General features: G+C 52.2%; 29 protein-coding genes. All 29 read right to left on the bottom strand.

Features of this window, described 5'->3' with window-relative positions:
• Positions 1–113 precede the first annotated feature (113 nt).
• Positions 114–518 (bottom strand): 50S ribosomal protein L17, encoded by a 405-nt coding sequence (gene rplQ / locus AC4IE8_RS07520; protein ID WP_490790696.1) that lies wholly within the window; start codon positions 516–518, stop codon positions 114–116.
• A 51-nt stretch (positions 519–569) separates the two neighbouring features.
• Positions 570–1,568: a DNA-directed RNA polymerase subunit alpha gene (locus AC4IE8_RS07515; RefSeq protein WP_068989859.1), complete on the bottom strand. Its 999-nt coding sequence runs from the start codon at positions 1,566–1,568 to the stop codon at positions 570–572.
• Between the two features lie 20 nt (positions 1,569–1,588).
• A complete protein-coding gene (rpsD, locus tag AC4IE8_RS07510; RefSeq protein ID WP_068989856.1) occupies positions 1,589–2,209 on the bottom strand; it encodes a 30S ribosomal protein S4 in 621 nt (206 codons plus the stop codon).
• Positions 2,210–2,228: 19 nt separating this feature from the next.
• A complete protein-coding gene (gene rpsK, locus AC4IE8_RS07505; RefSeq protein WP_068989854.1) occupies positions 2,229–2,618 on the bottom strand; it encodes a 30S ribosomal protein S11 in 390 nt (129 codons plus the stop codon).
• A gap of 32 nt (positions 2,619–2,650) precedes the next feature.
• Positions 2,651–3,007, bottom strand: coding sequence for a 30S ribosomal protein S13 (rpsM, locus tag AC4IE8_RS07500; RefSeq protein ID WP_068989851.1), 357 nt, complete (start codon positions 3,005–3,007; stop codon positions 2,651–2,653).
• 110 nt (positions 3,008–3,117) lie between these two features.
• Positions 3,118–3,231, bottom strand: a complete 114-nt coding sequence (gene rpmJ, locus AC4IE8_RS07495) for a 50S ribosomal protein L36 (protein ID WP_071891793.1) — start codon at positions 3,229–3,231, stop codon at positions 3,118–3,120.
• Positions 3,232–3,261: 30 nt separating this feature from the next.
• On the bottom strand, positions 3,262–4,611 hold the full coding sequence (secY, locus tag AC4IE8_RS07490; protein ID WP_490790695.1) for a preprotein translocase subunit SecY: 1,350 nt from the start codon (positions 4,609–4,611) through the stop codon (positions 3,262–3,264).
• A gap of 3 nt (positions 4,612–4,614) precedes the next feature.
• On the bottom strand, positions 4,615–5,046 hold the full coding sequence (gene rplO, locus AC4IE8_RS07485) for a 50S ribosomal protein L15 (RefSeq protein ID WP_490790694.1): 432 nt from the start codon (positions 5,044–5,046) through the stop codon (positions 4,615–4,617).
• Between the two features lies 1 nt (position 5,047).
• Positions 5,048–5,236 (bottom strand): 50S ribosomal protein L30, encoded by a 189-nt coding sequence (rpmD, locus tag AC4IE8_RS07480; protein ID WP_490790693.1) that lies wholly within the window; start codon positions 5,234–5,236, stop codon positions 5,048–5,050.
• A 3-nt stretch (positions 5,237–5,239) separates the two neighbouring features.
• Positions 5,240–5,746 (bottom strand): 30S ribosomal protein S5, encoded by a 507-nt coding sequence (gene rpsE, locus AC4IE8_RS07475; protein WP_068989840.1) that lies wholly within the window; start codon positions 5,744–5,746, stop codon positions 5,240–5,242.
• A 12-nt stretch (positions 5,747–5,758) separates the two neighbouring features.
• Positions 5,759–6,118: a 50S ribosomal protein L18 gene (rplR, locus tag AC4IE8_RS07470; protein ID WP_068989837.1), complete on the bottom strand. Its 360-nt coding sequence runs from the start codon at positions 6,116–6,118 to the stop codon at positions 5,759–5,761.
• Positions 6,119–6,126: 8 nt separating this feature from the next.
• A complete protein-coding gene (gene rplF, locus AC4IE8_RS07465; protein ID WP_068989834.1) occupies positions 6,127–6,660 on the bottom strand; it encodes a 50S ribosomal protein L6 in 534 nt (177 codons plus the stop codon).
• Positions 6,661–6,673: 13 nt separating this feature from the next.
• Positions 6,674–7,069, bottom strand: coding sequence for a 30S ribosomal protein S8 (gene rpsH, locus AC4IE8_RS07460; protein ID WP_068989830.1), 396 nt, complete (start codon positions 7,067–7,069; stop codon positions 6,674–6,676).
• Between the two features lie 98 nt (positions 7,070–7,167).
• Positions 7,168–7,473, bottom strand: a complete 306-nt coding sequence (gene rpsN, locus AC4IE8_RS07455; protein ID WP_068989828.1) for a 30S ribosomal protein S14 — start codon at positions 7,471–7,473, stop codon at positions 7,168–7,170.
• Between the two features lie 7 nt (positions 7,474–7,480).
• Positions 7,481–8,020: a 50S ribosomal protein L5 gene (gene rplE / locus AC4IE8_RS07450; RefSeq protein WP_068989825.1), complete on the bottom strand. Its 540-nt coding sequence runs from the start codon at positions 8,018–8,020 to the stop codon at positions 7,481–7,483.
• A 13-nt stretch (positions 8,021–8,033) separates the two neighbouring features.
• Entirely contained in the window at positions 8,034–8,354 is a 321-nt protein-coding gene (rplX, locus tag AC4IE8_RS07445; RefSeq protein ID WP_068989823.1) for a 50S ribosomal protein L24, read from the bottom strand.
• A 10-nt stretch (positions 8,355–8,364) separates the two neighbouring features.
• The gene (gene rplN, locus AC4IE8_RS07440; RefSeq protein WP_068989819.1) at positions 8,365–8,733 is read right to left on the bottom strand and encodes a 50S ribosomal protein L14; all 369 of its coding nucleotides are present in this window, start codon (positions 8,731–8,733) and stop codon (positions 8,365–8,367) included.
• A 47-nt stretch (positions 8,734–8,780) separates the two neighbouring features.
• A complete protein-coding gene (rpsQ, locus tag AC4IE8_RS07435) occupies positions 8,781–9,041 on the bottom strand; it encodes a 30S ribosomal protein S17 (RefSeq protein WP_068989809.1) in 261 nt (86 codons plus the stop codon).
• Positions 9,038–9,238 (bottom strand): 50S ribosomal protein L29, encoded by a 201-nt coding sequence (gene rpmC, locus AC4IE8_RS07430; protein ID WP_068989805.1) that lies wholly within the window; start codon positions 9,236–9,238, stop codon positions 9,038–9,040. Before rpmC ends, rpsQ begins: the two co-directional genes overlap by 4 nt.
• Complete coding sequence (gene rplP, locus AC4IE8_RS07425; protein ID WP_068989803.1) at positions 9,238–9,651, bottom strand: 50S ribosomal protein L16; 414 nt, start codon at positions 9,649–9,651, stop codon at positions 9,238–9,240. The genes rpmC and rplP overlap by 1 nt, the downstream gene beginning before the upstream one ends.
• Before the next feature lie 3 nt (positions 9,652–9,654).
• Complete coding sequence (gene rpsC, locus AC4IE8_RS07420) at positions 9,655–10,341, bottom strand: 30S ribosomal protein S3 (RefSeq protein ID WP_068989800.1); 687 nt, start codon at positions 10,339–10,341, stop codon at positions 9,655–9,657.
• A gap of 18 nt (positions 10,342–10,359) precedes the next feature.
• The gene (gene rplV, locus AC4IE8_RS07415) at positions 10,360–10,692 is read right to left on the bottom strand and encodes a 50S ribosomal protein L22 (protein ID WP_068989797.1); all 333 of its coding nucleotides are present in this window, start codon (positions 10,690–10,692) and stop codon (positions 10,360–10,362) included.
• 11 nt (positions 10,693–10,703) lie between these two features.
• Entirely contained in the window at positions 10,704–10,976 is a 273-nt protein-coding gene (rpsS, locus tag AC4IE8_RS07410) for a 30S ribosomal protein S19 (RefSeq protein ID WP_068989794.1), read from the bottom strand.
• 19 nt (positions 10,977–10,995) lie between these two features.
• On the bottom strand, positions 10,996–11,823 hold the full coding sequence (gene rplB / locus AC4IE8_RS07405) for a 50S ribosomal protein L2 (protein ID WP_490790692.1): 828 nt from the start codon (positions 11,821–11,823) through the stop codon (positions 10,996–10,998).
• 23 nt (positions 11,824–11,846) lie between these two features.
• Entirely contained in the window at positions 11,847–12,143 is a 297-nt protein-coding gene (rplW, locus tag AC4IE8_RS07400; RefSeq protein WP_068989788.1) for a 50S ribosomal protein L23, read from the bottom strand.
• Positions 12,140–12,751: a 50S ribosomal protein L4 gene (gene rplD / locus AC4IE8_RS07395; protein ID WP_068989786.1), complete on the bottom strand. Its 612-nt coding sequence runs from the start codon at positions 12,749–12,751 to the stop codon at positions 12,140–12,142. The genes rplW and rplD overlap by 4 nt, the downstream gene beginning before the upstream one ends.
• Positions 12,752–12,756: 5 nt before the next feature.
• Entirely contained in the window at positions 12,757–13,407 is a 651-nt protein-coding gene (gene rplC / locus AC4IE8_RS07390) for a 50S ribosomal protein L3 (protein WP_068989783.1), read from the bottom strand.
• An 11-nt stretch (positions 13,408–13,418) separates the two neighbouring features.
• A complete protein-coding gene (rpsJ, locus tag AC4IE8_RS07385) occupies positions 13,419–13,730 on the bottom strand; it encodes a 30S ribosomal protein S10 (RefSeq protein ID WP_068989778.1) in 312 nt (103 codons plus the stop codon).
• Between the two features lie 6 nt (positions 13,731–13,736).
• The coding region (locus AC4IE8_RS07380; protein WP_490790729.1) for an EF-Tu C-terminal domain-related protein at positions 13,737–13,867 on the bottom strand (131 nt) is incomplete at its 5' end.

Raw genomic sequence — 13,867 nt, 5'->3', positions numbered from 1 at the left:
TTCACGCCATTTTGCGCTGATTGGCGGTTAATTCTGCTGAGTAAGCAGCGGACACAAAAAAACCCACGCTTTTCAGCGTGGGTTTTTCAACTCTATTGCCAGTAGCTCAGTCGTTACTCTTCAGTAGCGACCTCGTCTTCCTCAGCAACGGACTCTTCGATCGGGCGGTCAACCAGCTCCACATAGGCCATTGGCGCCTTGTCACCTGGACGATAGCCACACTTCAGAATACGTACATAGCCACCAGGGCGTTCCTGGTATCTTGGGCCCAGCTCAGCGAAGAGCTTGCCTACCGCTGACTTATCACGCAGGCGTGAGAAGGCGAGACGACGTTTTGCAACGTTGTCTGTCTTGGACATGGTGATGAGCGGCTCAGCTACACGACGAAGCTCTTTTGCCTTAGGCACAGTCGTTTTGATCAACTCATGATTGATCAAAGAGACCGCCATGTTTCTGAACATGGCATTCCTGTGGCTGCTGTTACGATTTAGCTGCCGTCCTGATTTGCGATGACGCATGAGTCGACTTTCCCAAATTCAAAATTGTTTAACGGTTAATAGCGGCCTGCCTCAATGGGCAAGCTGCTCCTCGATGTTCTCTGGTGGCCAATGTTCCAGGCGCATACCCAGTGACAGACCACGACGTGCGAGCACATCCTTAATCTCAGTCAGTGACTTCTTACCCAAGTTAGGTGTCTTGAGCAGTTCCACTTCGGTTCTCTGAATCAGATCACCGATAAGAAAAATATTCTCTGCCTTCAAGCAGTTTGCAGAACGAACGGTCAATTCCAGATCGTCTACCGGACGCAGCAGAATCGGATCGATTGCCGGCTCTTCCGGCTCTGCCACAGATTCTGCAGCCTCAGCTTCAAGGTCGACAAACACCGAGAGCTGATCACGCAAGATACTTGCAGAACGTCTGATCGCCTCTTCAGGATCGATCGTACCATTGGTCTCCAGCTCGATCACCAGACGATCCAGGCCGGTGTTCTGCTCAACACGGGCGGCTTCCACACTGTAGGCCACTTCACGGATCGGACTGAATGAGGCATCAACCTGCAACATGCCGATCGGACGCTCATCACCTGCGGATCCCTGACGGGCAGCAGCAGGGTGATAGCCACGGCCACGATGCACGTTCAGAGTCATGTTGATCTCGCCTGACTTAGTCAGCGTAGCGATCACATGATCAGGGTTAGCCACTTCCACGTCGTGATCAAGTGCGATGTCACTGGCGAAGACCTGACCGGGACCCTTTTTCTGCAGCTTCAGAGTTGCTTCATCACGGGTGTGCATGATCAGGGCAACCTGCTTCAGATTGAGCAGAATATCCAGAACATCTTCCTGCACACCTTCAATGGTGGTGTACTCGTGCAAAACATCAGCGATTTCGACTTCTGTTATCGCACTACCTGGCATCGATGAGAGCAGGATGCGGCGCAAGGCGTTACCGAGCGTATGACCAAAACCTCTCTCCAGTGGCTCGAGAGTCACTTTGGCGCGAGTGGCTGTGATCGGCTGCACGTTGACAATACGCGGCTTCAGGAATTCCGTAACGCTTTCGGTCATATATTTTCCCTCGTCAAGGCTTACTTGGAGTAGAGCTCAACGACCAGTTGTTCGTTAATTTCAGCAGAAAGATCGGAACGATCCGGGATACGCTTCAGCTTACCCTTCATCGCTTTAGGATCGACTTCTACCCAATCCACGAAACCATACTGACCCTGCAGTTCGAGTGCTCCCTGAATACGTACCTGCTTTTTAGCCTTCTCACGTATGGAGACTTCATCTTCAGCAGTCACTTTGAAGGAAGGCACATTGACGATCTTGCCGTTAACTTCAATTGCCTTGTGACTGACCAACTGACGAGCTTCTGCACGAGTCGAACCAAAACCCATACGATAGACGATGTTGTCGAGACGGGTCTCAAGCAGTTGCAGCAGGTTTTCACCGGTTGCACCTTTGTTCTGCGCAGCTGCTTTGTAGTAGTTACGGAACTGCTTCTCCATGACGCCATAGATACGACGCACTTTCTGCTTTTCACGCAGCTGCAATCCATAATCCGAGACGCGACGACGGCGGTCGCCAGCTTGTCCGGGTACTTTCTCCATGTTGCACTTGGAGTCAAGCGAACGCACGCGACTCTTGAGAAAGAGATCTGTGCCTTCCCGACGGCTCAGCTTACATTTTGGTCCGATGTACCTTGCCATGATTCAATAACTCCAGTATTTATACGCGGCGCTTTTTAGGAGGACGACAACCGTTATGGGGAATCGGTGTCACGTCAGAGATGCTGGTAATTTTGAAACCGGCATTGTTCAAGGATCTTACGGCAGACTCACGGCCTGGTCCGGGACCTTTGACGTTGACATCCAGATTCTTGACGCCGTATTCCTTAACCATCTGACCGACACGATCGGCAGCCACCTGTGCTGCGAACGGAGTGCTTTTTCTGGAACCACGAAAACCTGAACCACCGGCTGTCGCCCATGCAAGAGCATTACCTTGACGGTCGGTTATGGTGATGATGGTATTGTTGAAAGAGGCATGAATGTGCGCAACACCATCGGTGACGCTCTTTCTTACCTTCTTCTTGGCACGGCTGCTGGGTTTTGCCATCTTCTGTACCTACAGATTCGATTTAAAGTTGATTAACGTTTGATTGGACGACGAGGACCTTTGCGGGTACGGGCATTGGTGCGCGTACGCTGTCCACGTAGAGGCAGACCACGGCGATGACGAATGCCGCGATTACAACCCAGGTCCATCAGACGTTTGATGTTCATGGAGATCTCACGTCGCAGGTCGCCTTCCGTTGTGAAACGGGCCACGATGCCGCGAATGGACTCAATCTGGTCTTCACTCAGCTCCTGGATCTTGATATTGGGCTCAATACCAGCCTCTTTACAGATATCGCCAGCCGTAGAGCGGCCGATACCATAGATAGAGGTCAATGCGATAACCGCATGTTTTCGATCCGGAATGTTGACTCCTGCAATTCGAGCCATCTTTCTAATCTCCTAAAGTAACCCCTGGAATTATTCCGAAGGGAAACGTACAATAATACCTCAGGCAACAGCCTCTAGCAAGCCGTCACCCCATTATTTTGATTGCCAGGTTAACCCTGACGCTGCTTGTGGCGACCCTCTTTACAGATCACCCGTACTACACCATTACGGCGAACAATCTTACAATTGCGGCAGATTTTTTTAACAGATGCACGCACTTTCATTTTTCAGACTCCAATTCAGATTCGGTCAGATCAGCGTAGCAATCCGCCACCACTGCCTTTCAGGTTGGCTTTTTTCATCAAGCCGTCGTATTGGTGTGACATCAGGTGCGCTTGTACCTGGGCCATAAAGTCCATCACTACCACAACGATAATCAGCAGTGATGTGCCACCAAAGTAGAAAGGCACATTCCAACCAACTATCAGGAATTCGGGAAGCAGACATACCAGAGTGATATAAATGGCACCCGCCATGGTGAGCCTGGACATCACGCCGTCGATGTATTTGGCGGTCTGTTCACCAGGCCGGATCCCTGGAATAAATGCTCCGGATCTTTTCAAATTATCTGCGGTGTCACGTGAGTTGAAGACCAACGCAGTATAGAAAAAACAGAAAAAGATGATCGCCGCCGCATAGGCCATGACATAGACAGGTTCACCAGGCGATAACTTGGCGAAGATGTCCTGTATCCAGCGAGTCCCCTCAGTATTGCCAAACCACTGCCCCAGGGTTGCCGGGAAGAGAATGATACTGGAAGCGAAAATCGGTGGGATTACACCAGCCATGTTCAGTTTCAGTGGCAGATGAGTACTCTGCGCCGCCAGCATCCGACGGCCCTGCTGACGCTTGGCATAGTTGATGGTTATACGGCGTTGCCCACGCTCGACAAAGACAACGAATGCGGTAACCGCAATCGCCAGTACGAACAGGAACAGAATAGTCAGCGCATTCAGCTCACCGGTACGAGCCAGTTCCAGAGTACCACCGATAGCGGAAGGCAATCCGGCGACGATACCGGCAAAAATAATCATCGAGATACCGTTACCGATGCCACGTTCAGTGATCTGCTCGCCGAGCCACATCAGAAACATGGTACCGGTTACCAGGGATACCGCCGCGGTTACGACGAAGCCCATTCCCTGATGAACCACGATGGTTTCACCACCGACTGTCTGGCTCTGCAGCGCAATGGAGATACCGACCGCCTGAAAGGTTGCCAGTACCACTGTGCCGTAGCGGGTGTACTGAGTGATCTTTCTTCGACCGGACTCACCCTCTTTCTTCAGCTGCTCAAGGGTCGGTATCACAGCCGACATCAACTGCATAATAATCGACGCCGAGATATAGGGCATAATGCCAAGTGCAAAGATACTGGCTCGTTCCAGTGCGCCACCGGAAAACATGTTGAACATATCCAGGATCGAACCCTGAGCCTGCTCAAACAGGGCAGCCAATGCCACTGGATTCACACCGGGTACAGGAATGAATGTACCGATTCGGAATACCAGTAACGCACCGGCGACAAACAGCAGACGCTGACGTAATTCAGTCAGCTGACCCATACCGCCCAGAGCACCCATCATTGCACCTTGGTTGGCCATAATTTATTCGACCTTACCACCAGCAGCTTCGACAGCGGCCTTTGCACCCTTGGTCAGGGCGATACCTTTCACAGTAACTGCACGATCGATCTCCCCGGAAAGGAAGATCTTAACCCGCTTTATATCGCGAGTGATCAAATTCGCCTTCTTCAGGGCATCCAGATCGACAACGTCGCCTTCGACTTTGGCCAGCTCACCCAGACGAACCTGGGCGGATACCATAGAGACGCGTGAGGTGAAACCGATCTTCGGCAGACGGCGCTGCAGTGGCATCTGACCACCTTCGAAACCGACTTTGTGAAAACCGCCGGAACGGGACTTCTGACCTTTATGGCCGCGTCCACAGGTTTTGCCTAATCCACTGCCGATACCGCGACCGACACGTTTACGCGTGGTTTTGCTTCCCGCAGCAGGCTGGAGAGTATTCAATTTCATCTTAAGCCTCCACTACCTTAACCATGTAACTGACCTTGTTCACCATACCGCGAGTGCAAGGAGTGTCTTCCACATCCACTTCGTGATGTATACGACGCAGACCCAGACCTCTTACACATGCTTGATGGCTTGCAAGGCGACCGCTTGTGCTACGCACCAGCTTGACCCGCATCATCTTCTTATCAGCCATGACTTACCCCAGGATATCTTCGACGCTTTTGCCCCGCTTCAGGGCAACCGATTCAGCGTCGGCCATTTCATTCAGACCATTGATGGTCGCACGCACCACATTCATCGGATTGTTGGTGCCGATACACTTGGCCAGTACGTTCTGTACGCCGAGCACTTCGAATACCGCACGCATCGCACCACCGGCAATGATACCGGTACCTTCCGATGCGGGCTGCATGAAGACCTTGGCAGCACCATGACGACCAACCAGAGGATACTGAAGGGTAGCCCCATCGAGCTTAACGGAGACCATGTTCTTACGAGCTGTCTCCATCGCTTTCTGGATGGCGACCGGCACTTCGCGTGCTTTACCGGTACCGAAACCGACTCGGCCCTTGCCGTCACCGACCACGGTCAACGCAGAGAAACCGAACTGACGGCCACCTTTGACCACCTTGGCTACACGGTTAACATTGACGAGTTTCTCAAGTAACTCATCACCCTCAGGTTTTGCATTAAAATTTGCCATAATCCTAAACCTTTAAAATTGAAGACCGGCTTCGCGAGCCGCTTCAGCGAGGGCCTTAACCCGACCGTGGTAACGGAAACCCGAACGATCAAAGGCCACATTTTCGATACCGGCGGTTTTTGCCCGCTCGGCGACCAGTTTGCCAACAACGGAGGCAGCCTTGGCGTTACCGCTGGCCTCGCCGTTGATCTCACCTTTTACATCCTTGTCCAGAGTCGAGGCACTGGCCAACACACTGGAACCGTCAGGACTGATGACCTGAGCGTAAATATGGCGAGGTGTACGGTGAATCGAGAGACGATGAACGCCCAGCTCCCGAATCTTAGCTCTGGTACGGCGCCCGCGGCGCATACGTGATTGTTTCTTGTCCATCGTTCTACCTATTTCTTCTTGGCTTCTTTACGCGCCACATATTCGTCGGCGTATCTGACACCCTTACCCTTATAGGGTTCAGGTGGACGGAACGCGCGAATCTCAGCGGCAACCTGACCAACACGTTGCTTGTCGCTGCCACTGACCACGATCTCAGTCGGGGACGGGGTAGCGATGGTGATTCCCTCAGGAACCGGATAATCAATCGGGTGGGAGAAACCAAGGTTTAGATTCAGTGATTTACCACCACCTTGGGCACGATAACCAACACCAACCAGCTGTAATTTTTTCTCAAAACCCTGATTGACACCGTGAACCATGTTGTTGACCAGTGCACGGAAAGTGCCGGCCATGGCCCAGGCTGCTTTACTCTCGCTCTTGGGAGCGATTTTCAGCTGGCTGTCCTCTTCATTGACAGCCACATCGGGGTGCAGGTTGAGCGCCATTTCACCTTTAGGACCTTTGATGGAGATCGACTGATCCGCCATCTTTACGCTGGTGCCTGAAGGCAATGCGATAGGGCTTTTTGCTACTCGAGACATTGCTCATCCCTCCTTAGGCGACATAGGCGATGACTTCACCGCCCTGGCCGAGTTCACGTGCCGCACGGTCTGTCATCACACCTTTGGATGTGGAGATAATCGCAACGCCGAGGCCGGCGCGTACCTTCGGCAGTTCATCTCTGCCTTTATAGACACGCAGTCCTGGACGGCTTATCCGTTTGATGAGATCGATAACGGGACGACCCTGAAAATAGCGAAGCTCCAAAACCAGGGTAGGTTTGGCGCCATTCTCATTTACGGAAACTTCTTGGATGTAGCCTTCGTTTTTCAGAAGGTTGGCAATGGCTACCTTCTGTTTGGAAGAAGGCAGTTCGACAGTCGTTTTCTTCGCTGCCTGGCCATTGCGGATGCGTGTGAGCATATCCGCGATGGGATCTGACATACTCATAATGAGCTCCTAAGGTCAGTCCGCCTTTTTGGCGCGATACCTATTGATTGAACAACCGAATGCCCGGGGCACTCGGGTAAGGGCGCAGGATTATACTGTTACCAGCTTGCTTTAACAAGTCCTGGTACATCACCTCTCATTGCTGCTTCACGCAGTTTGTTTCTGCATAAGCCGAATTTACGGTAGACGCCATGGGGACGACCGGTAACCTGACAGCGATTCTGTCGGCGTGACGGGCTCGCATCCCGGGGCAATTTCTGCAATTTGCCTACCGCCTGCTCGATCTCTTCAAAGCTGCTGTTCGGATTTTTGATCACAGCTTTCAGGGCAGCGCGCTTCGCTGCAAACCTGGAGACAGTCCGTGCACGCTTGGTTTCCCGTGCGATCATGCTTTTCTTTGCCATATTAAACTCAGTTCTTAAAAGGAAACTTGAAGGCTTCCAAGAGCGCACGACCCTCTTCATCGGTACGCGCAGTGGTGGTGATGGTGATATCCAGACCACGCAGTGCGTCGATTTTGTCGTAATCGATCTCAGGAAACATAATCTGTTCTTTAACGCCCATCGAGTAGTTGCCGCGGCCATCAAAAGATTTGTTGCTCAAACCACGGAAATCACGAATACGGGGAATCGAGATATTGATCAGTCGATCAAGAAACTCATACATACGCTCTCTGCGCAGAGTCACTTTACAACCGATCGGCCATCCCTCACGGACTTTAAAACCGGCAATTGATTTTCTTGCATGGGTAATGACTGCCTTTTGACCGGCAATCTTCTCCATGTCACCAACCGCATGCTCCAGCACCTTCTTATCGCCGATTGCCTCACCAACACCCATATTGAGGGTGATCTTGGTAATTTTCGGCACTTCCATGATGCTGTCGAATTGAAACTTGTCCATCAGATCCTTGATAACAGTTTCACTGTAATATTGCTGTAACCTAGCCATCTCTCATCATGCCTCAAATATCGACGACTTCTTGGTTGGATTTGAACACCCGAACCTTTTTGCCGTCTTCGAGAATTTTGAAACCAACACGGTCAGCCTTATCGGTTGCCGGGTTATACAAAGCCACATTGGAGATGTGCAGAGGCATCTCCTTGTCCAGGATACCGCCAGGTTCACCCCGGTTCGGATTTGGCTTGGTGTGTTTTTTAGCCATGTTGACGTTTTCGACCACCAGACGGTCGTCTTCCATCATCTTGACAACAGTACCACGCTTACCCTTGTCTTTGCCGCTTATGACGATTACCTCGTCACCTTTTCTGATTTTGCTTGCCATTAGTGCTGCCTCACAAAACTTCAGGTGCAAGCGAAATTATTTTCATAAACCGCTCGCTCCTTAATTCACGGGTAACCGGGCCGAAGATACGTGTACCAATGGGCTGCAGGGCGCTGTTCAACAGAACCGCAGCATTGGAATCAAAACGAATCACCGAGCCATCAGGCCGACGAACGCCTTTCTTAGTACGTACAACAACGGCGTTGTAGACGTCGCCCTTCTTAACTTTACCCCTGGGGATCGCATCTTTGACACTGACTTTCACAATGTCGCCAACACCGGCATAGCGACGGTGCGAACCACCGAGCACCTTTATGCACTGAACCCGCTTTGCACCGCTGTTGTCAGCAACGCTTAGGTTAGTCTGCATCTGAATCATGGTATTGCCCTAATTCCAAATAGTTACGATTGGTACAAGCTGATCGATCAGCTTGCACGCTCCAGTACCTTCACCAGACGCCAGGTCTTGCTCTTCGACAGAGGACGGCACTGCTCTACCATTACGGTATCACCGGAGTGACACTCGTTCGCTTCGTCATGTGCGTGCACTTTGGTGGAACGCTTCATGAACTTCCCGTATACGGGGTGCTTTACGCGTCGCTCGACGGTAACGGTGATAGTTTTATCCATCGCATTACTGACCACCTGGCCAATCAGCGTACGGTTTGATGCCTGTTGCTCACTCATGATGCGTCACCTGACTTCTGTTCATTCATCACAGTCTTGATCCGCGCGATGTCTTTACGTACTTCATTCATACGGGAGGGACGTGCAAGCTGTCCGGTACCCCGTTGCATGCGCAGGTTAAACTGCTCTTTCAAGAGTTCATCCAGAGTAGTGGTCAACTCTTGCTGTGACTTTTCTCTAATCTCAGATGCTTTCATTACATTACCGTCCGTTTCACGAAAGTAGTCGCGACAGGCAGCTTGGCAGATGCCAGTGCGAATGCTTCACGCGCCAGCTCTTCGGAAATGCCCTCGATTTCGTAGAGCATGCGTCCCGGCTGAACCTGAGCAACCCAGTACTCCACGTTACCCTTACCTTTACCCTGACGCACTTCGAGAGGCTTCTTGGTAATCGGCTTATCGGGGAACACGCGAATCCAGATCTTACCACCACGTTTTACATGACGGGTGATCGCACGACGCGCGGCTTCGATCTGGCGTGCAGTAATACGGCCCCGGCCAGTCGACTTCAGACCATACTCACCAAAGGAGACCGAGCTACCGGCAAACGCCAGGCCACGATTGCGTCCTTTGTGCTGTTTGCGAAATTTTGTCCGTTTTGGCTGTAGCATGACTTAAGACCTCTTACTCGGTGCGGAAGCGGACTTGGTCTCAACCTCAACTTCCTCGCGATCACCGAAAACTTCACCTTTGAAGACCCATACCTTGACACCGATGATGCCGTAAGTGGTATTGGCTTCAGCAAAACCATAATCAATGTCAGCACGCAGGGTATGCAGCGGTACACGACCTTCGCGATACCACTCTGAACGGGCGATTTCAGCGCCATTCAAACGACCACTGATGTGGACCTTGATACCCTCAGCGCCCAGACGCATGGCGTTCTGAACAGCACGCTTCATGGCCCGACGAAACATGACGCGACGCTCGAGCTGCTGAGCGATACTCTCGCCAACCAGCTGCGCATCAAGTTCAGGCTTACGGATTTCCTCGATACTCATGTGTACCGGAATACCCATCATCGCAGAGACTTCGGATCTCAATGCATCGATATCTTCGCCTTTCTTACCGATCACCAGGCCTGGACGGGCGGTGTGAACAGTGATGTGGGCATTGTTGGCCGGACGATCGATCTGAATGCGGCTGACAGAGGCTTGCGACAGTCTCTTTTTCAGGTAGTCACGCACTACAAGATCATTGTTTAGCAGTGTTGCGTACTCTTTCGAATCTGCGTACCACTTGGACGTCCAGTCTTTAACAATGCCAAGACGTATCCCGGTTGGATGTACTTTCTGACCCATATCGGCCTCTCTTGCCTATTACTTTTCGGCGACAGTCACATTGATGTGACTGGTCCGCTTGAGAATTCTGGATGCCCGACCTTTGGCGCGAGCACGAATACGCTTCATGGTTGGCCCTTCGTCAACACTGACGGCGGCAACCTTCAGCTCGTCGATATCCGCACCGTCATTATGCTCGGCATTGGCGATGGCTGACTCAAGAACCTTCTTCACCAATACCGCGCCTTTCTTCTTGCTGAATGACAGAATGTCCAGCGCCTGCTCAACCGGCAGTCCGCGAATCTGATCAGCAACCAAGCGGCCTTTCTGAGCTGCTAGACGAGCGTGGCGTAACTTTGCTGTTGTCTGCATCGTTAATACCTCTACTTCGACTTTCTATCTGCAGCGTGGCCGCGATAGGTGCGGGTCAACGCAAACTCACCCAGTTTGTGTCCGACCATGTTTTCCGAGACCAGAACAGGTACATGAACCTTACCGTTGTGCACAGCGATGGTTAAACCCACCATCTCTGGAAACACGACAGATCGGCGTGACCAGGTTTTGATAGGACGCTTGTTGTTCTGGGCTACCGCTTCGTCCACCTTCTTTACCAGATGGTGGTCAATGAATGGGCCTTTTCTGACTGAACGTGGCACGACTCTAACCCCTAATTATCTATTTACGGTTTCTGCGACGAACAATCATCTTGTTCGTGCGCTTGTTGGTGCGGGTCTTATAGCCCTTGGTTGGCGTACCCCATGGCGATACAGGATGACGTCCACCAGAGGTACGTCCTTCACCACCACCGTGAGGATGATCAACCGGGTTCATGGCGACACCACGGACGGTCGGGCGTACACCCTTCCAGCGTTTGGCGCCAGCTTTACCCAGTGAGCGCAGGTTGTGCTCGGAATTGGAGACTTCACCAATTACCGCGCGACAGTCTGCAGGTACTTTACGCATCTCGCCAGAGCGTAGACGCAGGGTGGCATATTCACCTTCGCGGGCTACCAGCTGTACAGCAGCACCTGCTGAGCGGGCCATCTGAGCACCTTTGCCCGGCTTCATTTCGATACAGTGAACAACTGAACCCAGTGGCATGTTGCGCAATGGCAGACAGTTGCCCGTCTTGATCGCTGCAGCGCTACCAGACTCAACACTGTCGCCAACATGCAGATTGTTCGGTGCGATAATGTAACTGCGCTCACCATCCGCATAGCGGATCAAGGCAAGTCTTGCAGTACGGTTTGGATCGTATTCCAGACGTTCAACAACCGCCGGGATATTCTCCTTATTGCGCTTGAAGTCGATAATACGATAGCGCTGCTTGTGACCACCGCCACGATGACGAGTGGTTATACGACCGTTGTTGTTACGACCACCACTTTTGCTCTTCTTTGCCAGCAGCGGGCCATAAGGCGCACCTTTGTGCAGCTCCGCATCGCCAACCTTGACCACAAATCGGCGGCCTGCAGAGGTCGGTTTAGTTTTAACGACTGCCATTATCCCAATCCTGTATTACTTGCTCATGCACCGGCAGCGAAATCGATTTCGCTTCCAGCCTTGAGACGTACATATGCTTTTTTCCAGTCGGAACGTTTGCCATTGACAGCGCCAAAACGCTTTTGCTTGCCTTTGACATTCACCACCTGGACACGCTCGACCTCAACCTCGAACAGCTTCTCGACCGCTTTCGCAATCTCACGCTTGGTCGCATCCTTGGTGACCCGAAAGGTGTATTGATCGTTTTGGTCTGCAACGATACTGCTCTTTTCCGAAACCAGAGGGCTCAGAAGAACCTTCATCAGACGTTCGCTGTTCATGCCAGACGCTCCTCAAGTTTTTTGACCGCACTTTCGGTGACCAGAACATGCTCGTAAGCAACCAGGCTCACCGGATCGATCTCCTCTACATCTCGCACATCCACGCCATACAGATTGCGCGAGGCCAGATAGAGGTTTTCATCAGGGTTTTCTGATACCACCAGGACATCTTTCAGCTCCATGTCCTTCAGTTTACCAACCAACTCTTTGGTCTTTGGTTGAGAGATGCTGATCTCATCGACCACCACCAGTCTCTCCTGCCGGTTGAGTTCCGACAGTATGGAGCGGATCGCACCACGGTACATCTTGCGGTTGATCTTCTGCTCGTAGCTGCGCGGGGTAGCTGCAAAATTAACACCACCACTACGCCAGATCGGGCTGCGGCTGGTACCGGCACGTGCGCGACCAGTACCCTTTTGACGGAAAGGCTTGGCACCACCGCCCTGAACTGCAGCGCGATTCTTTTGCGCTTTGGTACCGGAACGTGCAGCAGACATATAGGCAGTTACCACCTGATGAATCAGCGACTGCTTGTACTCTGCGCCAAACACGTCATCAGACACTTGTATTGTCTGAGCGCCGGCGGCTGTTTTTACGTTGAGATCCATTACTGTCACCCTTTATTCTTCATCTTCACAGCAGGTGTGACAATCACGTCACCACCTCTGGAACCAGGCACTGAACCTTTCACCAGGATCAGGTTGCGCTCTGCATCGACGCGCACAACCTCAAGGTTCTGCTGGCAGCGCTGAGCGGCACCCATGTGACCGGCCATTTTCTTACCTTTGAATACACGACCTGGTGTCTGACACTGTCCGATCGAACCCGGGGCACGATGAGACAAGGAGTTACCATGTGTCGCATCCTGGGTGCGAAAGTTATGACGCTTTACGCCACCCTGAAAACCCTTACCCTGCGACTGACCGCGAACATCCACGATCTGTCCGGCTTCGAACAGGTCAGCTTTGATCTCGCTACCCACTTCGATGCCTTCGACATCAGCGGTTTCAGCGCGAAACTCCACCATCTTGCGACCAGCCTCAACACCCGCTTTCGCATAGTGTCCGGCAGCCGGTTTACTGACCCGTGACGCCTTGCGAGCACCGGTAGTAACCTGAATCGCCAGATACCCATCGGTATCGTCGTTCTTCAGCTGAGTCACACGGTTGGGTTCAACCTCAATTACCGTTACAGGCACGGAATCACCCTGTTCGGTAAATACTCGGGTCATTCCTGCCTTGCGGCCGACTACTCCAATCGCCATCGTTCTTAACCTCAGTTCAGTTTGATCTGCACGTCTACGCCGGCAGCCAAATCGAGCTTCATCAGCGCATCCACAGTCTTGTCGGTCGGCTCAACGATATCGAGCAGACGCTTGTGGGTGCGGATTTCATACTGATCACGGGCGTCTTTGTTGACGTGCGGTGAAATCAGAATGGTGTAACGCTCATTTTTAGTCGGCAGTGGAATCGGGCCACGGATGTGTGCACCGGTCCGCTTAGCGGTTTCCACAATCTCACGGGCAGATTGATCAATCAGTCGATGATCAAATGCTTTGAGACGAATTCGTATTCTCTGGTTAGCCATTATCTCTTACTCGATAATTTTGGATACCACGCCGGCACCCACGGTCCGACCGCCTTCACGGATCGCAAAACGCAGACCCTCTTCCATCGCGATCGGCGCAATCAACTTCACAGTCATCTTCACGTTGTCACCCGGCA

This window comes from Candidatus Thiodiazotropha sp. AKAK2 (genome assembly GCF_058244685.1).
The sequence above is the reverse complement of the archived record's forward strand: the minus strand, read 5'-3'. Positions and strand labels throughout refer to the sequence as shown.

Bases quoted from the DNA above. Each gene is read 5' to 3' on its own strand.
- rplQ (WP_490790696.1), bottom strand. From the start codon at position 518: ATGCGTCATCGCAAATCAGGACGGCAGCTAAATCGTAACAGCAGCCAC.
- AC4IE8_RS07515 (WP_068989859.1), bottom strand. From the start codon at position 1,568: ATGACCGAAAGCGTTACGGAATTCCTGAAGCCGCGTATTGTCAACGTG.
- rpsD (WP_068989856.1), bottom strand. From the start codon at position 2,209: ATGGCAAGGTACATCGGACCAAAATGTAAGCTGAGCCGTCGGGAAGGC.
- rpsK (WP_068989854.1), bottom strand. From the start codon at position 2,618: ATGGCAAAACCCAGCAGCCGTGCCAAGAAGAAGGTAAGAAAGAGCGTC.
- rpsM (WP_068989851.1), bottom strand. From the start codon at position 3,007: ATGGCTCGAATTGCAGGAGTCAACATTCCGGATCGAAAACATGCGGTT.
- rpmJ (WP_071891793.1), bottom strand. From the start codon at position 3,231: ATGAAAGTGCGTGCATCTGTTAAAAAAATCTGCCGCAATTGTAAGATT.
- secY (WP_490790695.1), bottom strand. From the start codon at position 4,611: ATGGCCAACCAAGGTGCAATGATGGGTGCTCTGGGCGGTATGGGTCAG.
- rplO (WP_490790694.1), bottom strand. From the start codon at position 5,046: ATGAAATTGAATACTCTCCAGCCTGCTGCGGGAAGCAAAACCACGCGT.
- rpmD (WP_490790693.1), bottom strand. From the start codon at position 5,236: ATGGCTGATAAGAAGATGATGCGGGTCAAGCTGGTGCGTAGCACAAGC.
- rpsE (WP_068989840.1), bottom strand. From the start codon at position 5,746: ATGGCAAATTTTAATGCAAAACCTGAGGGTGATGAGTTACTTGAGAAA.
- rplR (WP_068989837.1), bottom strand. From the start codon at position 6,118: ATGGACAAGAAACAATCACGTATGCGCCGCGGGCGCCGTACCAGAGCT.
- rplF (WP_068989834.1), bottom strand. From the start codon at position 6,660: ATGTCTCGAGTAGCAAAAAGCCCTATCGCATTGCCTTCAGGCACCAGC.
- rpsH (WP_068989830.1), bottom strand. From the start codon at position 7,069: ATGAGTATGTCAGATCCCATCGCGGATATGCTCACACGCATCCGCAAT.
- rpsN (WP_068989828.1), bottom strand. From the start codon at position 7,473: ATGGCAAAGAAAAGCATGATCGCACGGGAAACCAAGCGTGCACGGACT.
- rplE (WP_068989825.1), bottom strand. From the start codon at position 8,020: ATGGCTAGGTTACAGCAATATTACAGTGAAACTGTTATCAAGGATCTG.
- rplX (WP_068989823.1), bottom strand. From the start codon at position 8,354: ATGGCAAGCAAAATCAGAAAAGGTGACGAGGTAATCGTCATAAGCGGC.
- rplN (WP_068989819.1), bottom strand. From the start codon at position 8,733: ATGATTCAGATGCAGACTAACCTAAGCGTTGCTGACAACAGCGGTGCA.
- rpsQ (WP_068989809.1), bottom strand. From the start codon at position 9,041: ATGAGTGAGCAACAGGCATCAAACCGTACGCTGATTGGCCAGGTGGTC.
- rpmC (WP_068989805.1), bottom strand. From the start codon at position 9,238: ATGAAAGCATCTGAGATTAGAGAAAAGTCACAGCAAGAGTTGACCACT.
- rplP (WP_068989803.1), bottom strand. From the start codon at position 9,651: ATGCTACAGCCAAAACGGACAAAATTTCGCAAACAGCACAAAGGACGC.
- rpsC (WP_068989800.1), bottom strand. From the start codon at position 10,341: ATGGGTCAGAAAGTACATCCAACCGGGATACGTCTTGGCATTGTTAAA.
- rplV (WP_068989797.1), bottom strand. From the start codon at position 10,692: ATGCAGACAACAGCAAAGTTACGCCACGCTCGTCTAGCAGCTCAGAAA.
- rplB (WP_490790692.1), bottom strand. From the start codon at position 11,823: ATGGCAGTCGTTAAAACTAAACCGACCTCTGCAGGCCGCCGATTTGTG.
- rplW (WP_068989788.1), bottom strand. From the start codon at position 12,143: ATGAACAGCGAACGTCTGATGAAGGTTCTTCTGAGCCCTCTGGTTTCG.
- rplD (WP_068989786.1), bottom strand. From the start codon at position 12,751: ATGGATCTCAACGTAAAAACAGCCGCCGGCGCTCAGACAATACAAGTG.
- rplC (WP_068989783.1), bottom strand. From the start codon at position 13,407: ATGGCGATTGGAGTAGTCGGCCGCAAGGCAGGAATGACCCGAGTATTT.
- rpsJ (WP_068989778.1), bottom strand. From the start codon at position 13,730: ATGGCTAACCAGAGAATACGAATTCGTCTCAAAGCATTTGATCATCGA.